General features: G+C 73.4%; 16 protein-coding genes. 8 read left to right on the top strand and 8 right to left on the bottom strand.

Annotated features, from left to right (window positions below; all coding sequences use genetic code 11):
• Positions 1 to 41: 41 nt before the first annotated feature.
• A complete protein-coding gene (locus ABD296_RS05380) occupies positions 42 to 803 on the top strand; it encodes an SDR family NAD(P)-dependent oxidoreductase (RefSeq protein ID WP_344262074.1) in 762 nt (253 codons plus the stop codon).
• A gap of 34 nt (positions 804 to 837) precedes the next feature.
• Here the strand turns inward: ABD296_RS05380 and ABD296_RS05375 are convergent, their stop codons facing one another.
• Positions 838 to 1,482, bottom strand: coding sequence for an NUDIX hydrolase (locus ABD296_RS05375; protein WP_344262072.1), 645 nt, complete (start codon positions 1,480 to 1,482; stop codon positions 838 to 840).
• Positions 1,445 to 2,317 (bottom strand): helix-turn-helix domain-containing protein, encoded by an 873-nt coding sequence (locus ABD296_RS05370; RefSeq protein ID WP_344262070.1) that lies wholly within the window; start codon positions 2,315 to 2,317, stop codon positions 1,445 to 1,447. Before ABD296_RS05370 ends, ABD296_RS05375 begins: the two co-directional genes overlap by 38 nt.
• Before the next feature lie 96 nt (positions 2,318 to 2,413).
• Here ABD296_RS05370 and ABD296_RS05365 point away from each other — a divergent pair, with 96 nt between their 5' ends.
• Together ABD296_RS05365 and gltX are read left to right on the top strand one after the other, a co-directional pair.
• Positions 2,414 to 2,992 (top strand): TIGR03086 family metal-binding protein, encoded by a 579-nt coding sequence (locus ABD296_RS05365; RefSeq protein WP_344262068.1) that lies wholly within the window; start codon positions 2,414 to 2,416, stop codon positions 2,990 to 2,992.
• 105 nt (positions 2,993 to 3,097) lie between these two features.
• Entirely contained in the window at positions 3,098 to 4,498 is a 1,401-nt protein-coding gene (gene gltX, locus ABD296_RS05360; RefSeq protein ID WP_344262066.1) for a glutamate--tRNA ligase, read from the top strand.
• Positions 4,499 to 4,513: 15 nt separating this feature from the next.
• Here gltX and ABD296_RS05355 read toward each other — a convergent pair whose 3' ends face one another.
• The 3 genes from ABD296_RS05355 to ABD296_RS05345 form a co-directional block, all read right to left on the bottom strand.
• Positions 4,514 to 5,539, bottom strand: coding sequence for a sulfite exporter TauE/SafE family protein (locus ABD296_RS05355; protein ID WP_344262064.1), 1,026 nt, complete (start codon positions 5,537 to 5,539; stop codon positions 4,514 to 4,516).
• A 112-nt stretch (positions 5,540 to 5,651) separates the two neighbouring features.
• Complete coding sequence (locus ABD296_RS05350) at positions 5,652 to 6,317, bottom strand: response regulator (RefSeq protein WP_344262062.1); 666 nt, start codon at positions 6,315 to 6,317, stop codon at positions 5,652 to 5,654.
• A 116-nt stretch (positions 6,318 to 6,433) separates the two neighbouring features.
• Complete coding sequence (locus ABD296_RS05345; RefSeq protein WP_344262060.1) at positions 6,434 to 10,675, bottom strand: HAMP domain-containing protein; 4,242 nt, start codon at positions 10,673 to 10,675, stop codon at positions 6,434 to 6,436.
• Between the two features lie 320 nt (positions 10,676 to 10,995).
• Between ABD296_RS05345 and ABD296_RS05340 the strand changes: the two genes are divergently transcribed.
• The 3 genes from ABD296_RS05340 (at position 10,996) to ABD296_RS05330 (ending at position 14,101) form a co-directional block, all read left to right on the top strand.
• Positions 10,996 to 13,278 (top strand): SpoIIE family protein phosphatase, encoded by a 2,283-nt coding sequence (locus ABD296_RS05340; RefSeq protein ID WP_344262057.1) that lies wholly within the window; start codon positions 10,996 to 10,998, stop codon positions 13,276 to 13,278.
• 31 nt (positions 13,279 to 13,309) lie between these two features.
• A complete protein-coding gene (locus ABD296_RS05335; protein ID WP_344262055.1) occupies positions 13,310 to 13,648 on the top strand; it encodes an STAS domain-containing protein in 339 nt (112 codons plus the stop codon).
• 84 nt (positions 13,649 to 13,732) lie between these two features.
• On the top strand, positions 13,733 to 14,101 hold the full coding sequence (locus ABD296_RS05330; RefSeq protein ID WP_034517645.1) for an ATP-binding protein: 369 nt from the start codon (positions 13,733 to 13,735) through the stop codon (positions 14,099 to 14,101).
• A 108-nt stretch (positions 14,102 to 14,209) separates the two neighbouring features.
• On the opposite strand, the gene ABD296_RS05325 is transcribed toward ABD296_RS05330, so the two are convergent.
• Both ABD296_RS05325 and ABD296_RS05320 read right to left on the bottom strand, forming a co-directional pair.
• Entirely contained in the window at positions 14,210 to 15,559 is a 1,350-nt protein-coding gene (locus tag ABD296_RS05325) for a class II 3-deoxy-7-phosphoheptulonate synthase (RefSeq protein WP_344262052.1), read from the bottom strand.
• Between the two features lie 192 nt (positions 15,560 to 15,751).
• Positions 15,752 to 16,762 (bottom strand): sigma-70 family RNA polymerase sigma factor, encoded by a 1,011-nt coding sequence (locus tag ABD296_RS05320; protein ID WP_344262050.1) that lies wholly within the window; start codon positions 16,760 to 16,762, stop codon positions 15,752 to 15,754.
• Between the two features lie 131 nt (positions 16,763 to 16,893).
• Between ABD296_RS05320 and trxA the strand changes: the two genes are divergently transcribed.
• Together trxA and ABD296_RS05310 are read left to right on the top strand one after the other, a co-directional pair.
• On the top strand, positions 16,894 to 17,247 hold the full coding sequence (trxA, locus tag ABD296_RS05315; protein ID WP_344262048.1) for a thioredoxin: 354 nt from the start codon (positions 16,894 to 16,896) through the stop codon (positions 17,245 to 17,247).
• 130 nt (positions 17,248 to 17,377) lie between these two features.
• The gene (locus ABD296_RS05310) at positions 17,378 to 18,217 is read left to right on the top strand and encodes a putative RNA methyltransferase (RefSeq protein ID WP_344262046.1); all 840 of its coding nucleotides are present in this window, start codon (positions 17,378 to 17,380) and stop codon (positions 18,215 to 18,217) included.
• On the opposite strand, the gene ABD296_RS05305 is transcribed toward ABD296_RS05310, so the two are convergent.
• Positions 18,155 to 18,928 (bottom strand): hypothetical protein, encoded by a 774-nt coding sequence (locus tag ABD296_RS05305; protein ID WP_344262044.1) that lies wholly within the window; start codon positions 18,926 to 18,928, stop codon positions 18,155 to 18,157. The two genes, ABD296_RS05310 and ABD296_RS05305, sit on opposite strands and share 63 nt — an antisense overlap.
• Positions 18,929 to 19,579 lie beyond the last annotated feature (651 nt).

Raw genomic sequence — 19,579 nt, 5'->3', positions numbered from 1 at the left:
GGATGGTGCTCCGCGTTCCGCGACCTGACGAAGGAGTGTCCATGAGTTCTCTCGCCGGCCGTACCGCCCTGGTCACCGGGGGCAGCCGGGGAATCGGCCGCGCCATCGCGCTGGCCCTGGCCGCCGACGGCGCCCGGGTCGCGATCGCCTACCGGCGCGACGAGGAGGCGGCCCGCAAGACCGTCGCCGACATCGAGGCCGCCGGGGTGGCGGGGCACGCCGTCCAGGCTTCCGTCGACTCGCTCGACGACTGCCGGGCGCTCGCCGCCGCGGTCGAGGAGGCGTTCGGCGCACTGGACATCCTCGTGCACAGCGCCGGGATCGCCAGCCGCGGCGCGACCGTGGCCGACACCGACCCGGCCGAGTTGGAGCGGGTTCTGCGCGTGCACGCCTTCGGCCCTCACCACCTCAGCCAGGCGCTGATCCCGCTGATGCGGCGCGCGGACCGCAGCGACATCGTGTTCGTGTCCAGCGTGGTCACCGACCTGATGCACGCTGCCTCGGCCCCCTACGCGATGGGCAAGGCCGCCCAGGAGGCGCTGGCGAAGGTCCTCGCGAAAGAGGAGCGCCCCAACGGCATGCACGTCAACGTGGTCGCGCCCGGCGTCGTGGACACCGACATGGGGCGGCGGCTGGTGCGCGCCACGATGGGGGTCGACGACATCCGGCAGGTGGACGCCTCGTTCCCCTACGGGCACGTGTGCACTCCCGAGGAGGTCGCCGGCGTCGTCCGGTTCCTGGTGTCGGACGGCGCGTCCTACCTGACGGGCCAGCGCATCGTCATCGACGGTGGCACGTTCTAGCCCGCCGAGCCGGCGGCCGCCCGGCTGGATTCCGCTAGTTGCGGGTCCAGTCGGGCTGGGCGAAGCCCGCCACCCGGGCCCGGCGCCCGAGCAGCACCACCTCCCGGAACTGCCACAGCATGGCGCCGGTCGGGGCGTGGACCCGCCAGTTCGGCCCGAGCCACATCTGCAGCAGGCTGCCGCCGTCCGGCAGCGGCACCCACTTCGGGGTGTCGTCGTCGGCGAGCCTGCGCAGGCTCGTGTAGTGGACGGAATGGACCTCGTCCGCGTTCGGCGCGAGCGGCCCCGGATCGGCCAGGACGACCACGACCGGGGTGATCGCGAAACCGGACGTGGCGGGGAAGTCGTCCAGCCGGCCGACCACGTCGCCCGGGCCCGCGCGCAGGCCGATCTCCTCGTGCAGCTCCCGCAGCGCCGCCTCCTCGGCGGTCTCGCCGTCCTCCAGCCGCCCGCCGGGCAGCCCCCACTGGCCGGCGTTGCGGCCCCGGTACGCGCGCTTGATCAGGATCACCGACGGGACGCCGCCGTCCTCGACCACGCACAGCACGACCCCGGCGCGGCGCAGGCCGGGCGCGTCCGGGACGGTGGTGTGCTCGAACCCGGCCAGCCGCTCCGCGGCGAGCCGGTGGAAGGCCGTCAGGTCATCGAGGGGGCCGGGGGTCGGGCGGGGGTCCGTCATGTCCCGATCCTGCCAAACCCTCCTCCCGCGCGTACCGGGCGGGGGAGGTGCCGACCGCGGCGGTGAAGTCGCGGGTGAAGTGGGCCTGGTCGGCGTAGCCCAGCTCGGCGGCGAGCCCGGCCCAGTCGACCCGGGTGCCCGCCGCGGCCCGCTCGGCCGCCTCCATCATCCGGAACCTGCGGATGACCCACTTCGGGCCGATCCCCACGTACTCGTGGAACAGCCGTTGCAGGGCGCGCGCGCTCATGCCCTCGTCCCGGGCCACCTCGCCGACGCGGACGACGCCGGGCCGGTCCGCGATCCGCGCGACGATCGCGGCGGCCCGCTCGGCGGCCGGGTCGGGTTCCGGCCGCAGACCGGCGAGGAAGCCCTCCAGGCGGGCGACGGCGTCGCCGTCGCCGGGCGTCGCGAAGATCTCCGCGGCGAGGGCCCGGCCCGGTTCGCCGAACACCTCGTCCACCGCCGCGAACCGGCCGGTCAGCGCGGACACCGGCCCGTCCAGGAACGGCCGGAACCCGCCCGGGCGGAACGCCGCGCCGATCACCCGGCCCTCGTCGGCGATCTCCTCCACGAAGTCGTCGCGGACCACCCCGGCGATCCGCGCCCGCGTCGCGCCGCTCGTCAGGTAACTGGTGAAGGTCACGTGGACCGACGGCCGGGTCAGCACCCGCTGCCGGTGCGGCGGACGGCCCGTCAGGTCCCAGCGCAGCACCCACATGTGCGCCACGAAGGGGGCCAACGCCGGGGGAGGCGCCGTCCGCTCGACCCGGAAACGCTCCAGGCCCGTCCGCGCGTGCAGGATTCCGCGCGTCCCGCCGGGTAGGGATCGGCCCATCGGCTCAGGCTAACGGTGTCGCGTTTCTTCAAGACCGCGCGCCGGGGCCTGGCCTAGCGTGGACACATGTTCGAACTGATGAGCGAAGGAGCCGCCATGGATGTCCGGAGCCGGATGCGGCCCGCCGCGGACGCCGCGGCGCGGATCGTCCTGGAGATCCCGCAGGACCGGCTGAGTGATCCCACGCCGTGCCCGGGCTGGGACGTGCGCGCGATGGTCAACCACCTGATCCTCTGGAACGCGCGGGGCGAGACCGCCGCGCGCAAGGAGCCCACCACCGGACCCGGCGAGGACCACGACTTCACCGCCGAGCCCGGCTGGGCCGAGCGGTTCGAGGAGCAGGCCCGCAGGACCGCCGACGCCTGGAGCGACCCCGCCGCCTGGGAGGGCAACACCAGCCTCACCGGCAACAAGGAGGGCATGCCCGCCGCGTTCATCGCCGGGATCGTCTTCGGCGAGTGCGTCGTGCACGGCTGGGACCTCGCCGCCGCCACCGGCCGCGACCCCGCCTTCCCGCCGGAGGTCGTCGAGGCGGCCTGGGAGCAGCTCGTCCCGACCGCCGAGATGAGCCGCGAGTACGGCGCGTTCGGGCCCGAGATCCCGGTCCCCGAGGACGCGCCGCTGCTCGACCGCCTCCTCGGGCTGGCCGGCCGCGACCCGCACTGGAAGCCCTGACCGCCGCGCCCGGTCCGGCGTCCGGGCAGGACGGGTGACGCCACGCCGGGCGGCGCGTCCTTATCGGGGCGCGAGCGGCCCCTCGCGCGCTCTACCCTTGGGGGCATGTCTTCGAGCTCTTCGATCCGGGTACGTTTCGCGCCCTCGCCGACCGGCATGTTCCATGTCGGCGGCGCCCGCTCCGCGCTGTTCAACTGGGTGATGGCGGCCCAGTCCGGCGGCACGCTCGTACTGCGGATCGAGGACACCGACGCCTCGCGCAACAGCCCCGAATGGACCGAGGGCATCATCCGCGCCCTGGCCTGGCTCGGCATGGACGGCGAGCAGTACGAGGGCCCCTACTTCCAGTCCGCCAACGCCGACAAGCACGCCGAGGCCGCCCGGACGCTGAAGGAGCAGGGCCGCGCCTACTACTGCGACTGCACCCGCGAGGCCGTCGTCGCCCGCACCGGCGACCAGCACAAGGGCTACGACGGGTTCTGCCGCGACCGCGGCCTGGAGCCGGGCCCCGGGCGCGCCCTGCGCTTCCGCACCCCCGACGAGGGCCAGACCACCGTCGTGGACCTGCTGCGCGGCAAGCCCGTCTTCGACAACGCCGTCCTGGAGGACTTCGTCATCGCCCGCGCCGACGGATCGGTCACGTTCCTGCTGGCCAACGCGGTCGACGACATGAGCCAGGGCATCACCCACGTCGTGCGCGGCGAGGAGCACCTGTCGAACGCGCCCAAGCAGCAGCTGCTGTGGGAGGCGCTCGGCGGCGAGCCGCCCGTGTGGGCGCACGTCCCGGTGATCGTCAACGAGAAGCGGCAGAAGCTGTCCAAGCGCCGCGACAAGGTCGCGCTGGAGGACTACCGGGCCGAGGGCTACCTCGCCGAGGCCATGCGCAACTACCTGATGCTGCTCGGCTGGGCCCCGTCCGGCGACCGCGAGATCGTCCCCTGGGACGTGATCGTCGACGAGTTCCGCATCGAGGACGTCAACTCCTCGCCCGCCTTCTTCGACGTCAAGAAGCTGCGCGCGATCAACGGCGAGTACATCCGGGCGCTGCCGGAGCAGAAGTTCATCGCCGAGTGCCTGCCGTTCCTGCAGGAGGCGCCGTTCGACGTGGACGTCGCGGTGTTCGCCGAGCTGGCGCCGCTCGCGCAGACCCGCGTCGCGCTGCTGTCGGAGATCGTGCAGATGATCGACTTCGCGTTCCTGGACGAGCCGCCGCAGGACGAGCAGTCCTGGACCAAGGCGATGAAGGAGCCGGCCGCCGCGATCCTCGCCGCCGCCGAGGCCGCCTACCGGGACGCGCCGTGGAACGCCGCCGAACTGAAGGACCGGCTCGAGCGCATCGGCACCGAGCACGGCCTCAAGCTCGGCAAGACCCAGGCGCCCGTCCGCGTCGCCGCCACCGGCCGCACCGTGGGCCTGCCGCTGTTCGAGTCCCTGGAGATCCTCGGCCGCGACCGGACTCTCGCCCGCATCGCCGCCGCCCGCGCGAAGCTCGCCGCGTCGTCCTGACCCGGCCGCCGCGGGTCAGCGGAACGTGATCGCCCCGGGGTAGTGGCCGGACGCGCACATGAAGCGCATCCGGCCCGGCTCCGGGGCGCCGAGATCGACCCGCGTCTCGCCGGTCGCCGGCAGGTACACGTCCCGGTCGCGGCTCGGGATGGTGAACACCCGCATGTGCCCGGACGTGTGCCGGGTCCGCAGCACGAGGACGGTGTGCACGCGGGCCCGCGCGGTCAGCAGCGCGGGCCGGTAGCCCCGGTCGAGCGCCCACACGGTCACGAACTGGGTGCCCGTCCCGTCCGTCCGGACGAACCGCGCCGAGTCGGCCGCCGCCGTCCCGCCGCCGCCCGGCAGCCAGCCGCCGAGCCGCAGTCCCGACAGCAGCGTCCAGCCGGACGCCGCGAGCAGCGCCACGGCGAGCAGCGCGGTCAGCCGCCCCCGCAGCAGCGCCATCGCCCGCCCGACCGTGACGCCGATCAGCCCGAACAGCGGTGCCGTGCCCAGCACGAACGCGCCCATCACCACGGCTCCGCCGAGCACCGACCGCGACGTCACGGCCAGCAACTCCGCCGACAGCGTCAGCCCGCACGGGACCAGCACCGTGGCCGCCCCCAGCACGACGGGCCGCCGCGACCGCCCGCCCCGAGGCACGTGACAGTGGCCGTCCGGCTCCTCGGAACCCGGTTCGAAAGCCCCGCGCCGCCGCAGCAGCCGGCGCGCGGGTCGGAAGCCGAGCAGATCCAGCGCGAACACCGCCAGGACCAGCGCGGCGGCCGCCAGCAGCGCCCCGCGCAGGCGCGGCCCCGGCTGCACCGCGCCGCCCAGCAGCCCGAGCAGCGCGCCCAGCGCCACATGCGACCCCAGCTTCGCCGCCAGGAACACCGACACCTGACGGACCGGACGCGGCACCCGCGATCCGGCACCGGCGGTACCGTCCGGGGTTCCGCCGATCGCGCCGGTCAGCAGGCCGATCTGCGTCGCCGCGCACGTGGTGCCGCCCGCCAGCAGCCCCGCCCCGGCGCCCGCGAGGAACAGCCCGGCGACGTCCACGGCCCACCTCCCGGCGGAACCCTCCCCGGCGCCGCGGGCTGCGAAGCGTCACTGACCGGACACGGCCAGTCGATCAGCGGCGGCCGGGCCCCGCCGCGCGGGAACGCGGCTGTCAGCCGCCGTCCAGGACCTCCCGCAGCGCGGCCAGGCGCCGCTCGAGCTCGTCGTACTCGCCGCGCAGCGCGGGCGGCAGGTGCTTGCCGACCGTCTCGGCCTGCTCCACCACCTCGGTCAACCGGTCGGAGGCCCGTGGGCCGTCGGCCTCCCCGTCGCCCTGGGCCGCCTCGTCACCCCTGGCCGCCCCGGCGTTGCGCGCCTTCAGCAGCGTCGACTGCTCCCGCAGCAGCGCGGCCTGCTCGCGCAGCAGGGCCGTCTGGTCGCGCAGCTGCTTGTTCTTGGTGTGCAGCTCCACGAACACCGACACCTTCGCGCGCAGCACCCACGGGTCGAACGGCTTGGAGATGAAGTCGACCGCGCCCGCCGCGTAGCCGCGGAACGCGTAGTCGGGATCGCTGTTCACCGCCGTCAGGAAGATGATCGGCAGGTCGCGGGTCTTCTTGCGGCGCTTGATGTCGCGGGCCGTCTCGAACCCGTCCATCCCCGGCATGACGACGTCCAGCAGGATGACCGCGTACTCGTCGGTGAGCAGGGCCTTCAGCGCCTCCTCGCCGGACCGCGCCCGGACCAGATCCTGATCGAGCGAGCTGAGGATGGCCTCCAGCGCGATCAGGTTCTCCTCGCGGTCGTCCACGAGCAGGATCTTCGCCTTGTCGTCCACGCGTCGTCTCTCCGATTTCCGGTCCGGCCCCCGCCGTACGGCCGCGCCCGTGCTCCCGCGCCCGCGGCCGTGCTCCTGCGCCCACGGCGACCCTACCTGCCCGGGGACCCCTCTCCTCAGCGGACGATGGAGGGTTGCAGCCAGTTCCTCATGACGTCAAGGAGATGGTCCACGTCGACGGGCTTCGGCACGTAGTCCGACGCGCCCGATTCGAGGCTCTTCTCGCGATCGCCCTTCATCACCTTCGCGGTGATCACGATGATCGGCAGCTCGGCGAACTGCGGCATCCGCCTGATCGCCGCCGTGGTCGCGTAGCCGTCCAGGCCGGGCATCATCACGTCCATCAGCACGATCGCCACGTCGGGGTTGCGGTGCAGCAGGTCGATCCCGGCCTGACCGTCCTCGGCGTACAGGACCTCCATCCCGTAGCCCTCCAGGACGGAGGTCAGCGCGAACACGTTGCGGACGTCGTCGTCGACGATCAGCACCTTGCGGCCCGACAGCAGGGTGTCGACGAAGTCCGCGGGCGGCTCGGCGAGCATCCCGTTCACCGCGGGCTCCGCCCGCCCCGGACGCTCGGCCCCCCGCCGCCCGGCCTGCCGCCCGTTCTCGCGGCCGGCGCCCGCCGCCGCGCGCGGCGCGCCGTCCTCGTCCGCGGCGCGGCCCGCCGGCAGGGCGGACACGGCCTGCGGCTCCCCGTCCGCCTCGTCCGGCGCCGCGGACCGGCGCCGGGCCTCGGGCTCGCTGTACTGGGCCGGGAGGTACAGCGTGAACACGCTGCCGCGGCCCGGCTGGCTCTCGGCCTGGATCTCCCCGCCCAGCAGCCGGGCGATGTTCCGGCTGATCGACAGGCCCAGCCCGGTGCCGCCGTAGCGGCGGCTGGTGGTCCCGTCGGCCTGCTGGAACGGCTCGAAGATCTCCTGCAGCTTGTCCGCGCTCACCCCGATGCCGGTGTCGACCACGCGGAAGGCGATCACGTCCGGGGTGTTCCACAGCGCCGGCAGCGTGAAGTCGATGTCCCCGGCCCGCTCGATCACCAGCCGGACCTCGCCCTCGGCGGTGAACTTCACCGCGTTCGACAGCAGGTTGCGCAGCACCTGCTGCAGCCGCTGCTCGTCGGTGTTCAGCGTCGCCGGCACGTCCGGCGCGACCTCCACCCCGAACTGCAGGCCCTGGTCCACCGACAGCGGGCGGAACGTGGCGTCGACGTAGTCGACCAGCGCCGGCACCGACAGCCGCTGCGGGTGCGCCTCCATCTTCCCGGCCTCCACCTTGGCCAGGTCGAGGATGTCGTTGATCAGCTCCAGCAGGTCGGTGCCGGACTCGTGGATCGTCCGGGCGAACTCGACCTGCTTGTCGGTGAGGTTGCCGCCCTGGTTCTCCGACAGCAGCTTGGCCAGCACCAGCAGGCTGTTCAGCGGCGTGCGCAGCTCGTGCGACATGTTCGCCAGGAACTCCGACTTGTACCGCGAGGAGATCGCCAGCTGCTCGGCGCGCTCCTCCAGCGTCCGCCGCGCCTGCTCGATCTGGAAGTTCTGGATCTCGATCGCGCGGTTCTGCTGGGCCAGCAGCGCCGCCTTCTCCTCCAGCTCGGTGTTGGAGTGCCGCAGCTCGCCCTGCTGGCGCTGCAGCTCGTCGGAGCGCTCCTGCAGCTCCTGCGCGAGCCGCTGCGACTCGCCGAGCAGCGCCTCGGTCCGGGTGTTGGCGCGGATCGCGTTCAGCGTCACCCCGATCGTCTCGATCAGCTGGCTGAAGAACGCCAGGTGGACGTCCGTGAACCGGCCGAACGAGGCCAGCTCGATCGCGCCGAGCACCTCGTCCTCGAACACGATCGGCAGCACGATGATGTTGACCGGGGACGACTCGCCCAGCCCCGACCCGATCTTGAGGTACTCGGCCGGCGCGTCGTTGATCAGCAGCGGCCGGCGCTCCTGCGCCGCCTGCCCGACCAGCCCCTCGCCGAGCGCGAACCGGACCGTGCCGATCCGGCTGCGCCGCGTCCCGTACCCGGCGATCATCACCAGCTCGGCGTCCTCGCCGCCCTCGGCCAGGTAGAACGCGCCGTACTGGGCGCTCGCGGTCGGGGTCAGCTCGCGCATGATCAGCTCGGCGACCTGCATCAGGTCGCGGTGCCCCTGCATGAGCCCGCCGATCCGGGCGAGGTTGGTCTTGAGCCAGTCCTGCTCCTCGTTGGCGCGGGTCGTCTCGCGCAGGGTGGCGACCATCAGGTTGACGTTGTCGGACAGCTCGGCGACCTCGCCGCGCGCCTCCACGGTGATCGTCCGGGTCAGGTCGCCGGTGGCGACCGCGCTGGCCACCGCGCCGATCGCGCGGACCTGCGTGGTCAGGTTGCGGGCCAGCTCGTTCACGCTCTCGGTCAGCCGCTTCCAGGTGCCCGAGACGCCCTCGACCTCGGCCTGCCCGCCGAGCCGCCCCTCGCTGCCGACCTCGCGGGCGACGCGGGTCACCTCGGAGGCGAACGACGACAGCGTGTCCACCATCGTGTTCAGCGTCGTCTTCAGCTCGAGGATCTCGCCCTGCGCGTTGACGTCGATGCGGCGGGTCAGGTCGCCGTGCGCGACCGCCGTCGCGACCTGCGCGATGTTGCGGACCTGGTAGGTCAGGTTGGACGCCATGCCGTTGACGTTGTCGGTCAGGTCCTTCCACATGCCGCCGGCGCCGGGCACGTGCGCCTGGCCGCCGAGCCGGCCCTCGGTGCCGACCTCGCGGGCGACCCGGCTGACCTCGTCGGCGAACGCCGACAGCGTGTCGACCATGGTGTTGAGGGTGTCCTTGAGCTGCAGGATCTCGCCCTGCGCGTCCACCGCGATCTTGCGGGTCAGGTCGCCCTGCGCGACCGCCGTCGTGACCTGGGCGATCCCGCGCACCTGCATGGTCAGGTTGTTCGCCATCGAGTTGACGTTGTCGGTCAGGTCCTTCCAGACGCCGCTGACGCCGGGCACGTTCGCCTGCCCGCCGAGGCGCCCCTCCGTGCCGACTTCGCGGGCGACGCGGGTGACCTCGTCGGCGAAGGCCGACAGGGTGTCGACCATGGTGTTCACGGTGTCCTTGAGCTCCAGGATCTCGCCCTGCGCGTCGACCGTGATCTTCTTGCTGAGGTCGCCCTCGGCGACGGCGGTGGTGACCTGCGCGATGTTGCGGACCTGGTAGGTCAGGTTGGACGCCATGCCGTTGACGTTGTTGGTCAGGTCGCGCCAGACGCCGCTGACGCCGGGCACGTTGGCCTGGCCGCCCAGGCGTCCTTCGGTGCCGACTTCGCGGGCGACGCGGGTGACCTCGTCGGCGAAGGCCGACAGGGTGTCGACCATGGTGTTCACGGTGTCCTTCAGCTGCAGGATCTCGCCCTGCGCGTCGACCGTGATCTTCTTGCCCAGGTCGCCCTCGGCGACGGCGGTGGTGACCTGCGCGATGTTGCGGACCTGGTAGGTCAGGTTGTTCGCCATCGCGTTGACGTTGTCGGTCAGGTTCTTCCAGACCCCGCTCACGCCCCGCACGTTGGCCTGGCCGCCGAGCCGCCCCTCGGTGCCGACCTCGCGGGCGACGCGGGTCACCTCGTCGGCGAACGCCGAGAGCTGGTCGACCATCTGGTTGACGGTGAGCTTCAGCTCCTGCAGCTCACCGGTCGCCTCGACCGTCACCTTCCGGGTCAGGTCGCCCTGCGCCACCGCCGTGGTGACCTCCGCGATGTCGCGGACCTGGGACGTCAGCCGCCCCGCCATCACGTTCACCGCCGCCGTCACGTCCCGCCACCGGCCGGTCATGCCGCGCGCCGGGGCCTGCCCGCCGAGCCGGCCCTCCGTGCCGACCTCGCGGGCGAACTGCGTGACCTCCCAGGTGAACTGGTCCAGCAGCTCCACCATGCCGTTCACCGACTTGGCCATCCGCAGCAGCTCGCCGCGCATGGGCCGGCCGCGGACCCGCAGCTCGACCCGCTGGCTCAGGTCGCCGGCCGCCACCGCCTCCACCACCCGGTGCATTCCGGTGGCGAGGTCGGTCAGCTTGTCGATGATCGCGTTGGCGTCCTCCACGGCCGTCGCCCACGTCCCGCGCAGGGGCCCGGGCGCCAGCCGGCCCCGCAGCTGGCCCTCGCGGCCGATCTCGCGCCGCACCCGGGCCAGCCCGGTGGCGAGGTCGTGGCCGTTCCGCCGGATCTCGTCGAGGATCCCCGCGGCCTCGGCCACGGCGCCCTCGCCGGGCACGTTCAGCTCGGCGCCCGTCCTGCCGTCGCGGACGGCGGCCAGCGCCTTCAGCAGCGGTTCGAGATCGGCGTCGCTGTAACGCGGCGTGGTGTCGCGAGACCCGCCCGCGGGGCGGGCACGGGACGCTGTACGCGGCATGCTCTTCATCCTCCTGGCCCGCGGTCGCCGGGTTGCCCGGCACGGGGACCGGTCCTTCGGGACCGCCTCCCGGCCGCATCTGTACTCTACGTTGCCGGCCGTTCCCCCACCCGAATCGCGCGCCCACGGTGGACACGCGGCATAGGTCGCGGATCGGGGCCCGTAGTCTTCGTGTTACGGTCTGTCGTGTTGTGGCGGGGGGCGCTCACCAGGTCAGAGACGTTCCGCGGCCCCGGTTCACGACTCTCGTGGCCGGGTGGCCGGACAGTCTGCCACGATGGCCAGACCCGGGTAATCAGGCTTCGAACGAGGGACGGCAGTTGGATCGGCAGACGGCGTCGGCGACGTTCCCGTCCGCCGCCGCGGCGGTGGCGGACGCGCGCCGCTTCGTCCGGAAGGTGCTCGCCGACTGGGGCATGGAGGAGGCGGCCGACGACGCGGTGCTGGCCACCAGCGAGCTCGCCACCAACGCGGTCGCCTACGCCGGCACGTCCTTCGAGGTGTCCTGCCGCCTGGAGGACGGCGACATCGAGATCGAGGTCCGCGACCGGCACCCCACCCGGGGCATCGAGATGCCGGGCGTCACCGCCTCCAGCGGTCGCGGGCTGCCGTCGATCGCCCGCCTGGCCGCCTCCTGGGGCGTCTCCTACGACCGCCGCACCAAGGGCGTGTGGTTCCGGCTGCCGCGACCCGGCGCCGACGCCGGCGCGGCCCCCGGCGAGACCGCCGAGACCGGGCGCGCCGAAGAGGCGCCGGCCCCGGGCGGCCCCGCCGCCGAACAGGCCCCGCCCGACCTCGACGAGCTCGCCGCGCTCGAGACGGCCGCCGCCGCCGGGCTCGGCGCCGCCGCCCCCGGAGGGCGGACCCGCGACGACCGGCTCGACGCCGAGCGGCTCGACACCGACGGCATGGCCGAGCCGCCCGCCGCCGGCGACCGGCTGCTGCGCTCCCCGGCCGCGGTCGAGGCCATGGACGACGCCGTCGCGGCCGTCCGGGACGTCCTCGGCGCCGACGGCGCGGCCGTGCTGCTGACCGAGCGCGACGGACGGCTGATCATGGGCGCGTCGAGCGGCACCGCCGCGGAGATGCCGCTCGGGGGCCTGACGGTCGGCGGCCTGGCCCCGGCCGTCCGCGCCGGCGCGCCGTGGGTCGCCGCCGGCCCCGGCGATCCGGCCGCCGCCGCGGCGCGGGCGGGCTCCCCGGCCGCCGCGCCGCTGGAGTCGCAGGGCCGCCTCACCGGCCTGCTGGTGGTGACCGCCTCGGCCACCGGCCGGTTCGAGGAGTCCGACGGCGCCCGCCTCGGCCGGCTCGCCGACGAGATCTCGCTGTCCCTGGAGAAGGCCAGGGTGGGCGAGCTGGAACGGTCCTGGCGCGGCTGGCTCAGCTTCGTCGCCGAGGCCAGCGACCTGCTCGCCGGCACCCTCGACCAGGAGCGGACGATGGCGCTGGTCGCCCAGCTCGTCGTGCCCCGGCTGGCCACCTGGTGCGCCGTCTACACCGTCACCGAGGCCGAACCCGCGCGGCTGGCCTACGTGTGGCACGCCGACGAGACCCGCGCCGACGGCCTGCGCGACCTGCTGGAGCAGGCCGGCGCCGCGCCCCCGATGGACGCCCCCGGACCGTGGAACGGCCCGGCCGGCGCGCCGAAGGAGGTCCGGGCCGCCGCCGGCGGCACCGCCGACGACCAGGCCTACGCCTTCCCGCTGATCGCCCGGGGCCGGCGCATCGGCAGCATCGTCATCGGCCGCCCGGCCGCGGACCGGTTCCAGCGCAGCGCCATCGAGCTGGCCGAGGAGCTCAGCCGCCGCGCCGCCCTCGCCGTCGACAACGCCCGCCTGTTCTCCGCGCAGACCGCCATGAGCAGCGCCCTGCAGCGCAGCCTGCTGCCGCCCGGCATCCCCGAGATCCCCGGCCTCGAGGTCGCGGTGGTCTACGAGCCGGCCGGCGAGGGCAGCGAGGTCGGCGGCGACTTCTACGACGTGTTCGAGTCCGGCGTCCGGCCCGGCGGCCCGCAGCCCGCGTCCCGCTGGCGGTTCGCCATCGGCGACGTGTGCGGCACCGGCCCGGAGGCCGCCGCCGTCACCGGCCTGGCCCGGCACGCGCTGCGCATCCTCGCCGCCGAGGACATGTCGGTGCCGGCCGTACTGACCCGGCTCAACCGGCTGATCCTCGGCGAAGGGGAGCGCGGCCGGCTGCTCACCCTGCTGCACGGCGAGATCGCGGCGCGCCGTCGCCGCGACGGCGTGACGATCAGGCTGACCAGCGCGGGACACCCGCTCCCGCTGGTGCTCGACCCGGAGGGCGGCGTCCGCGAGGCCGCCTCGCCCCAGCCGCTCCTCGGCGTGTTCGACGGCGTGGAGTTCCACACCGACACCGTCGAGCTGCGCCGCGGCGAGGTGCTGCTGTGCGTGACCGACGGGGTCACCGAACGCCGCTCGGGCAGCCGGCTGCTCGGCGACGGCCACGGTCTGGAACGGCTGCTGGCCGGCTGCACCGGGCTCAGCGCGGGGGCGGTGGCCGCCCGCATCCAGCGCGCGGTCCGCGACTTCGGCCCCGAACCCTCGAACGACGACGTTGCCCTCATCGTTCTGCGGGCGTCATGATGGAGACCAACAATCGGTAAGGTGGGGTGGCGTGGGGCTGGCCTTGCACACGACACGACAGGACGGCCGCGCGACGATAGCCGCGCGCGGCTCCATCGACCTGCACTCGTCGGATGAGCTGCGGGCCCGGCTGGCCGAGCTCGTGGACGCCGGCGAGCGCGTCGTCGTCGTCGACCTCACCGCCGTCGACTTCTGCGACTCCTCGGGGCTCAACGTCCTCGTCCGCGCCTACAAGCACGCGCGGGCGCAGAACGCCACGCTCACCGTCACCGGCGCCTACGGCCGCGTCGAGAACGTGCTGCGCACCACCGGCCTCGACCGCTTCCTGATCGAGGACACGGCGGAGGGGGCGTCCGCCGATGGGCGCTGACACCGCGCCGCCCGGCTCCGGGCGGCCGGACCGGAGGGGACGGACCACGATGCGGAACGGCGAGCGGGCGGAGTGACCGATCCCATGACGGAGACCACGTTGCGCGCGGCGCCCCAGACGGAGGCCGTCGAGTACGCGCGCCGCCTCGCCGCCCGCACCATGCGCACCTGGGCGCTGATGGAACGTGAGGAGCTCGTCACCGCGATCGTCGCCGAGCTGGTCGCCAACGCCGTCCGGCACGCGGGCACCGCCTTGGAGCTGCGCCTGCTGCGCGGGGCCGGGCGCGTCCGCGTCGAGGTCCGCGACCGCGCCGCGCAGCTGCCCCGGCTGACCGTCCCCGGCCCTCTCGACGAGTCCCACCGCGGCCTGTTCATCGTCGACCGGTTCGCCACCTCGTGGGGCGCCGACCCGGTCACCGGCGGCAAGGTCGTCTGGGCCGAGGTCAGCATCTGACGTCGCGCCCCCGAGGGAATGCGACGAACCGGAGATCTTCCTTCACGGATCACGCCGCCGCGGCGCGCGCCCGCGCGTGACCGCGGGCGCGCCCTTCGCGGACGGCTGTCAGGACGACTTGCGGTACAGCTCCGCGACCATGAACGCCAGGTCCAGCGACTGGCCGCGGTTCAGCCGCGGGTCGCACGCCGTCTCGTACCGCTGGTGCAGATCGTCCTCGACGAGGCCGTGGCCGCCGCCGGTGCACTCGGTCACGTCGTCGCCGGTGAACTCGATGTGGATGCCGCCCGGGTGCGTGCCGAGCGCCCGGTGCACCTCGAAGAACCCGGCGACCTCGTCCAGCACGTCGTCGAGCCGCCGCGTCTTGTGCCCGCTCGGCGCCTCGTAGGTGTTGCCGTGCATCGGGTCGCAGATCCACGCGACGGGGGCGCCGCTCTGGTGCACCTTCTCGATCAGCGACGGCAGCGCCTCCCGGATCCGGCCCGCGCCCATCCGCGTGATGAACGTCAGCCGCCCCGGCTCCCGCTCCGGGTTCAGCCTGTCGATCAGCGCCAGCGCGTCGTCGGCGCTCGTCGTCGGCCCGAGCTTCACCCCGATGGGGTTGCGGATGTGCCGCAGGAACTCCACGTGCGCCCCGTCCAGCTGCCGGGTCCGCTCGCCGATCCACAGGAAGTGCCCGGACACGTCGTAGGGCAGGCCGCTGAGGTGGTCGATGCGGGTCAGCGCCCGCTCGTACTCCAGCAGCAGCGCCTCGTGGCTGGAGTAGAACTCCACGCTGTGGAACTCGTCCGGGCTCACCCCGCACGCCTTCATGAACGTCAGCGCCCGGTCGATCTCCCCGGCGAGCTGCTCGTACCGGCGCCCGGACGGGCTCGTCGCCACGAAGTCCTGGTTCCAGGCGTGCACCTGCCGCAGGTCGGCGTAGCCGCCCTTGGTGAACGCCCGGCAGAGGTTCAGCGTCACCGCCGAGCAGTGGTAGGCGCGCAGCAGCCGGTGCGGGTCGTTGCGGCGGGACTCGGCGTCGAACGCCAGGCCGTTCACCGCGTCGCCCCGGTAGGCGGGCAGCTCCACGCCGCCGCGCACCTCCGACGGCTTGGAGCGCGGCTTGGCGAACTGCCCCGCCATCCGGCCGATCTTCACCACCGGCACGCTGGCGGCGTACGTGAGCACCACCGCCATCTGCAGCAGCGTCTTCAGCTTGTTCTTGACCGCGTCGGCGTTCGACCCCTCGAACGTCTCGGCGCAGTCACCGCCCTGCAGGACGAACGCCTCGCCCCGCGCGACCTCCGCGAGGCGCGCCTTGAGCTGGTCGCACTCGCCGGCGAAGACGAGCGGGGGCTGCGCGGCGAGTTCGGCCGCGACGGCGCGCGTTTCGGCCGGGTCGTCCCATTCGGGCTGCTGAAGGGCGGGGAGGTCGCGCCAGGCGTCGAGCGCCCCCGAGACGCTGGAAGTACTCACGCGGAAAGGTTATAGGGCGCCGCGCGCGCTCGACGCGCCGTCCGGGACCGGTCGACCGCTCTGTGCGGATTCCTCCCCGCGGAAGGGCGGGCCGGTCCGCCGCCTGCGCCCAGCAGAAAGCCGGCCGGGCGACCCTGGGGGCCGCCCGGCCGGCGAGAAAGTTACGCTATGCGGTCGTGTGCGTTCAAATGGTCATGCCGCGCGGATTCCGGCGGTGGCCCGGACGGGCTCCTCCGCAGGGGCGGGCGCGCCCGCCAGCGCCCGGCGGCCGCTCAGGTCGGTCTCGGTCGCCAGCTGACGCAGCCGCCGCAGCGAACGGTCGGTGATCTGCCGGACCCGGTTGTGGCTCAGGCCGTACCGGGCGCCGATCTGCGCGTAGGACAGCGGCTGGCCGTTGTCCATCCCGAACCGGGCCCGCAGGATCGCCGACTCCCGCTCGGGCAGCCGGTCCAGCAGCCGGCCGAGCCCCTCCAGGTCGTCCAGCGCCAGGATCTCCGCCTCGGGCGTCACGGCGTCCGGATCCTCCAGCAGGTCGCCCATAGGCGTCTCGCCGGCGTCGTCGACCGTCGCGTCGAGGCTCGCCGGGTCGCGCCGCCAGCGCAGCAGCTCGTCGACGTGCTCGGGCTCCGCGCCGAGCGTGCCGGCGAGCTCCTCGCGGGTCGGCTCGCGGCCCAGCTCGCGGCCGAGCTGGCGTTCGGCGCGCCGCAGCCGGGAAAGCTCCTCCTCCACGTGGACGGGCAGCCGGATCGTGCGGGCGGTGTGGCTGAGCCCGCGCCCGATCGCCTGCCTGATCCACCACGTCGCGTACGTGGAGAACTTGAAGCCGCGCCGGTAGTCGAATTTCTCCACCGCGCGCATCAGCCCCAGGTTCCCCTCCTGAATGAGGTCAATGAGGGGCAACGAATCGGTCGGGTACTTCCGGGCGATCGAGACGACCAGCCGCAGGTTGGCCTCGACGAAGCGCTGCTTTGCGCGCAGCCCCGCCGCGACCAGCTCCTCCAGCTCCCCACGGGACGCGCCCTCCGGCGTGCGCCCCTCCTCGAGAAGCTGTTCGGCGTACAGGCCCCCTTCGATCGCCTTGGCCAGATCGACCTCCTCCTGCGCGTCGAGCAGGGGAGTACGGCCGATCCGGTCGAGGTACGCTCCGACAAGATCCTTGTCGGGGACGTCGACCCTGTCGCCCTTGGTACGGGTTGCAGCCATCCTGACCCTTCTCCGGTGCGATCTCCCTACGAGGTCAACGCTAATTACCGTCCTGTGATTCCCGGGTGGGGAATACTGCGAGGCTGTCAGCCGCTCTACCGTCCTGATACCCCGGCAGAGGAGAAACCGACATGGCGACCGTCACACTCACCGCCGAGAACTTCGATGAGGTGGCACAGGGAGGCGGCATCGTGCTGGTCGACTTCTGGGCGGAGTGGTGCGGGCCGTGCAAGCGGTTCGCGCCCGTCTTCGAGAAGTCCTCGGGCAAGCACGACGACATCGTCTTCGGCAAGGTCGACACCGAGGCCCAGCCCGAACTGTCCGAGCGGTTCGGGATCGCCTCGATCCCGACGCTGATGGCGATCCGCGAGGGCGTGATCGTCTTCGCCGAGCCGGGGGCGCTTCCGGAGCCGGTGCTGGAGAACGTGATCGGGAAGGTCCGCGCCCTCGACATGGAGGACGTCCACCGCCGCGCCGAGACCTGAGGCCCGCCGCCCGGGCCGCGCGCCCGGCGGGTTGCGGGCAGGGGACGCGCGGCCGTCACCGGCGCGGCGGGATGGCAAAGATGCGGGCCGAGGCGCCCGCCGCGGGCCGCCGATGCACGATGATGGACGGATGCTCGCCGATGTCGTCCCGTACCTGGTGTGCCCCGTCTGCGGAGGGGATCTGGCGTTGGCGGAGCGGGGCCTGCTCTGCGCGTCCGGGCATGCGTTCGACATCGCGCGGCAGGGCTATGCGAACCTCCTGCCCGGCAACGCCCGCCCCGGCACGGCCGACACGCCCGAGATGGTGCGCGCCCGCGCCGCGTTCCTCGGCGCGGGCCATTTCGAGGCGCCCGCCGAGCGTCTCGCCGCCGGCGTCGCCCGGACGGTGGACGGGCGTGCCCTGGTCCTCGACGCGGGCGCCGGCACCGGCCATTACCTGAGCCGGATCCTGGACCGGTCCCCGGATGCCCTGGGGCTCGCCCTGGACATCTCCAAACACGCCGCCCGCCGCGCGGCGAAGGCGCATCCCCGAGCCGGAGCCGTCGTGGCCGACCTGTGGCGGCCGCTCCCGGTCCGGGACGGTGCCGCGGCGACGGTCGTGAACGTGTTCGCGCCCCGGAACGCCGCCGAGTTCCACCGGGTGCTGAGCTCCGACGGGACCCTCTTCACCGTGACGCCGTCGCCCGGGCATCTCGGCGCGCTTGTGGAGTCGCTGGGGCTGCTGTCGATCGACGAACGCAAGACGGAGCGCATGGACACGGCCCTGTCCGGCTACTTCAAGTTCGATTCACGGCAGCGGATCGAGGGCGAGGCCGTCCTCACCCATGAGGAGGTCGCGACCCTCGTGGGGATGGGACCCAGCGCGCACCACGTGCCGGCGGAACGGCTGTGGGAGCGTCTCCGGCCGCTACCCGACCCGCTGCCAGTTCCCCTGTCCTTCGTGCTGTCGGTCTACCGCCGGCTCGAATAGCCGTCGGCGGGACCGCGCCGGGACGTCCTGGACGAGGTCGAGCAGCGCCTGCGGCACTTCGCCGGGCGTGGTCACCTCGCGCACCCCGGGGACGCCCGCCGCCTCGAAGCTGAACGAGGCCGACACGGACCGGGCCGTCCCGCTGAGCAGCACCCGCTGGAGGGCCTGCCCCGCCCGGAGCCACGCCGCGCGGGAGTCGCCGGCGGTGGTCAGGACGGCGCGCTGTGCGACGCCGCCGGGAGCCGGTGGCAGGGGGTGAAGCGCCGCCCCCTCCAGCCTGGCCGCCTCGCGGAGCTCGTTGACGACGTGCATCGACGGGCGCGTTCCGGACGGCGATGGCGCGGTGGGGGAGGGGCGCAGCGTGGCCGCGCAGAGGAGCCGTTCCTCACGCGTCACGCGATGCCGTCCCGCGAGCCGGACGGTGGCGAGGAGAGCGGGCCGTCCCGCGTCGGGCAGCAACCGCACCACGGCCTCGTGCCCGAGCTGGGCGGCGGTCAGCCGCAGGTTCACCAGCGCGGCGCCGCTGGCCAGGTGTAGGCCGCGGCCCGCGGGGTCGTGCAGCGGCCGGAACCTGTCCGGGTCGGCGTGCAGTTCGATGAGCTCGGCCACGACCCTGAACCGCCAGGCGTGCACGTCATGGACGGTCGGCCCCATCGTCGCGGCGACCACCAGGCGCTCCGAGGAAGAGCGGACGGTTGCGGGGACACTCACGAGCGTTCCTCCTGACCTCGGCCGGCGTCGGGGGCCGGCCGCGAACGGGGAGCCCGCCGCCGCTGCGCCGGAGCGGGCTCCGGCCGGGCGGACGACGCGGGTGTGCGAACGGTACCGCACTGTGACCCGGTCCACGAAGCCTGTGAAGAGGGAGGTCATCGGGCCTGCCGATGGCATTCGGGTGGCAGGAGGGAGGGAGGCGGCGGCAACCTGATTTGACGCTTCATCGGACGGCTTCTAATGTCTCTCACGCCCCAAGGGATGCGGGACGCCGAGAGGCGGACGGCCCCGGGGAACCAGGCTTCGGAAAAACGGTTCGGGCGGCGCCCGGGCCGGGGTACGATGGCTGGGCCAGCCCGAGACGGGATGCAGGACGCCGCAAGGCGGCCGGCCCGAAGGGCACCTCCGCTGAACGATCACGACAGGTCATGGGCCTGTCCGGTCCGGCACGCGGAGAGCCAGGAACTTCCCTCGACCGTCAAAACGATCTTCACGGATCCGCTTGACAACGAGGATGGCTCTGGTAAGTTGGTAGGGTTGCCCCGGAGCGAGGTTCGCGAGAGCGGATCGAGCGCGGTGGGTGTCCGTTTCTTGAGAACTCAACAGCGTGTTAAAAGCCAGTGCCTTTATCGGTCCGGCCGGTTGGTCGGA

This window comes from Actinomadura napierensis, from assembly GCF_039529375.1.
GTDB classification, from domain to species: Bacteria; Actinomycetota; Actinomycetes; order Streptosporangiales; family Streptosporangiaceae; genus Spirillospora; species Spirillospora napierensis.
This window is presented reverse-complemented; position numbering and strand designations above follow the sequence as displayed.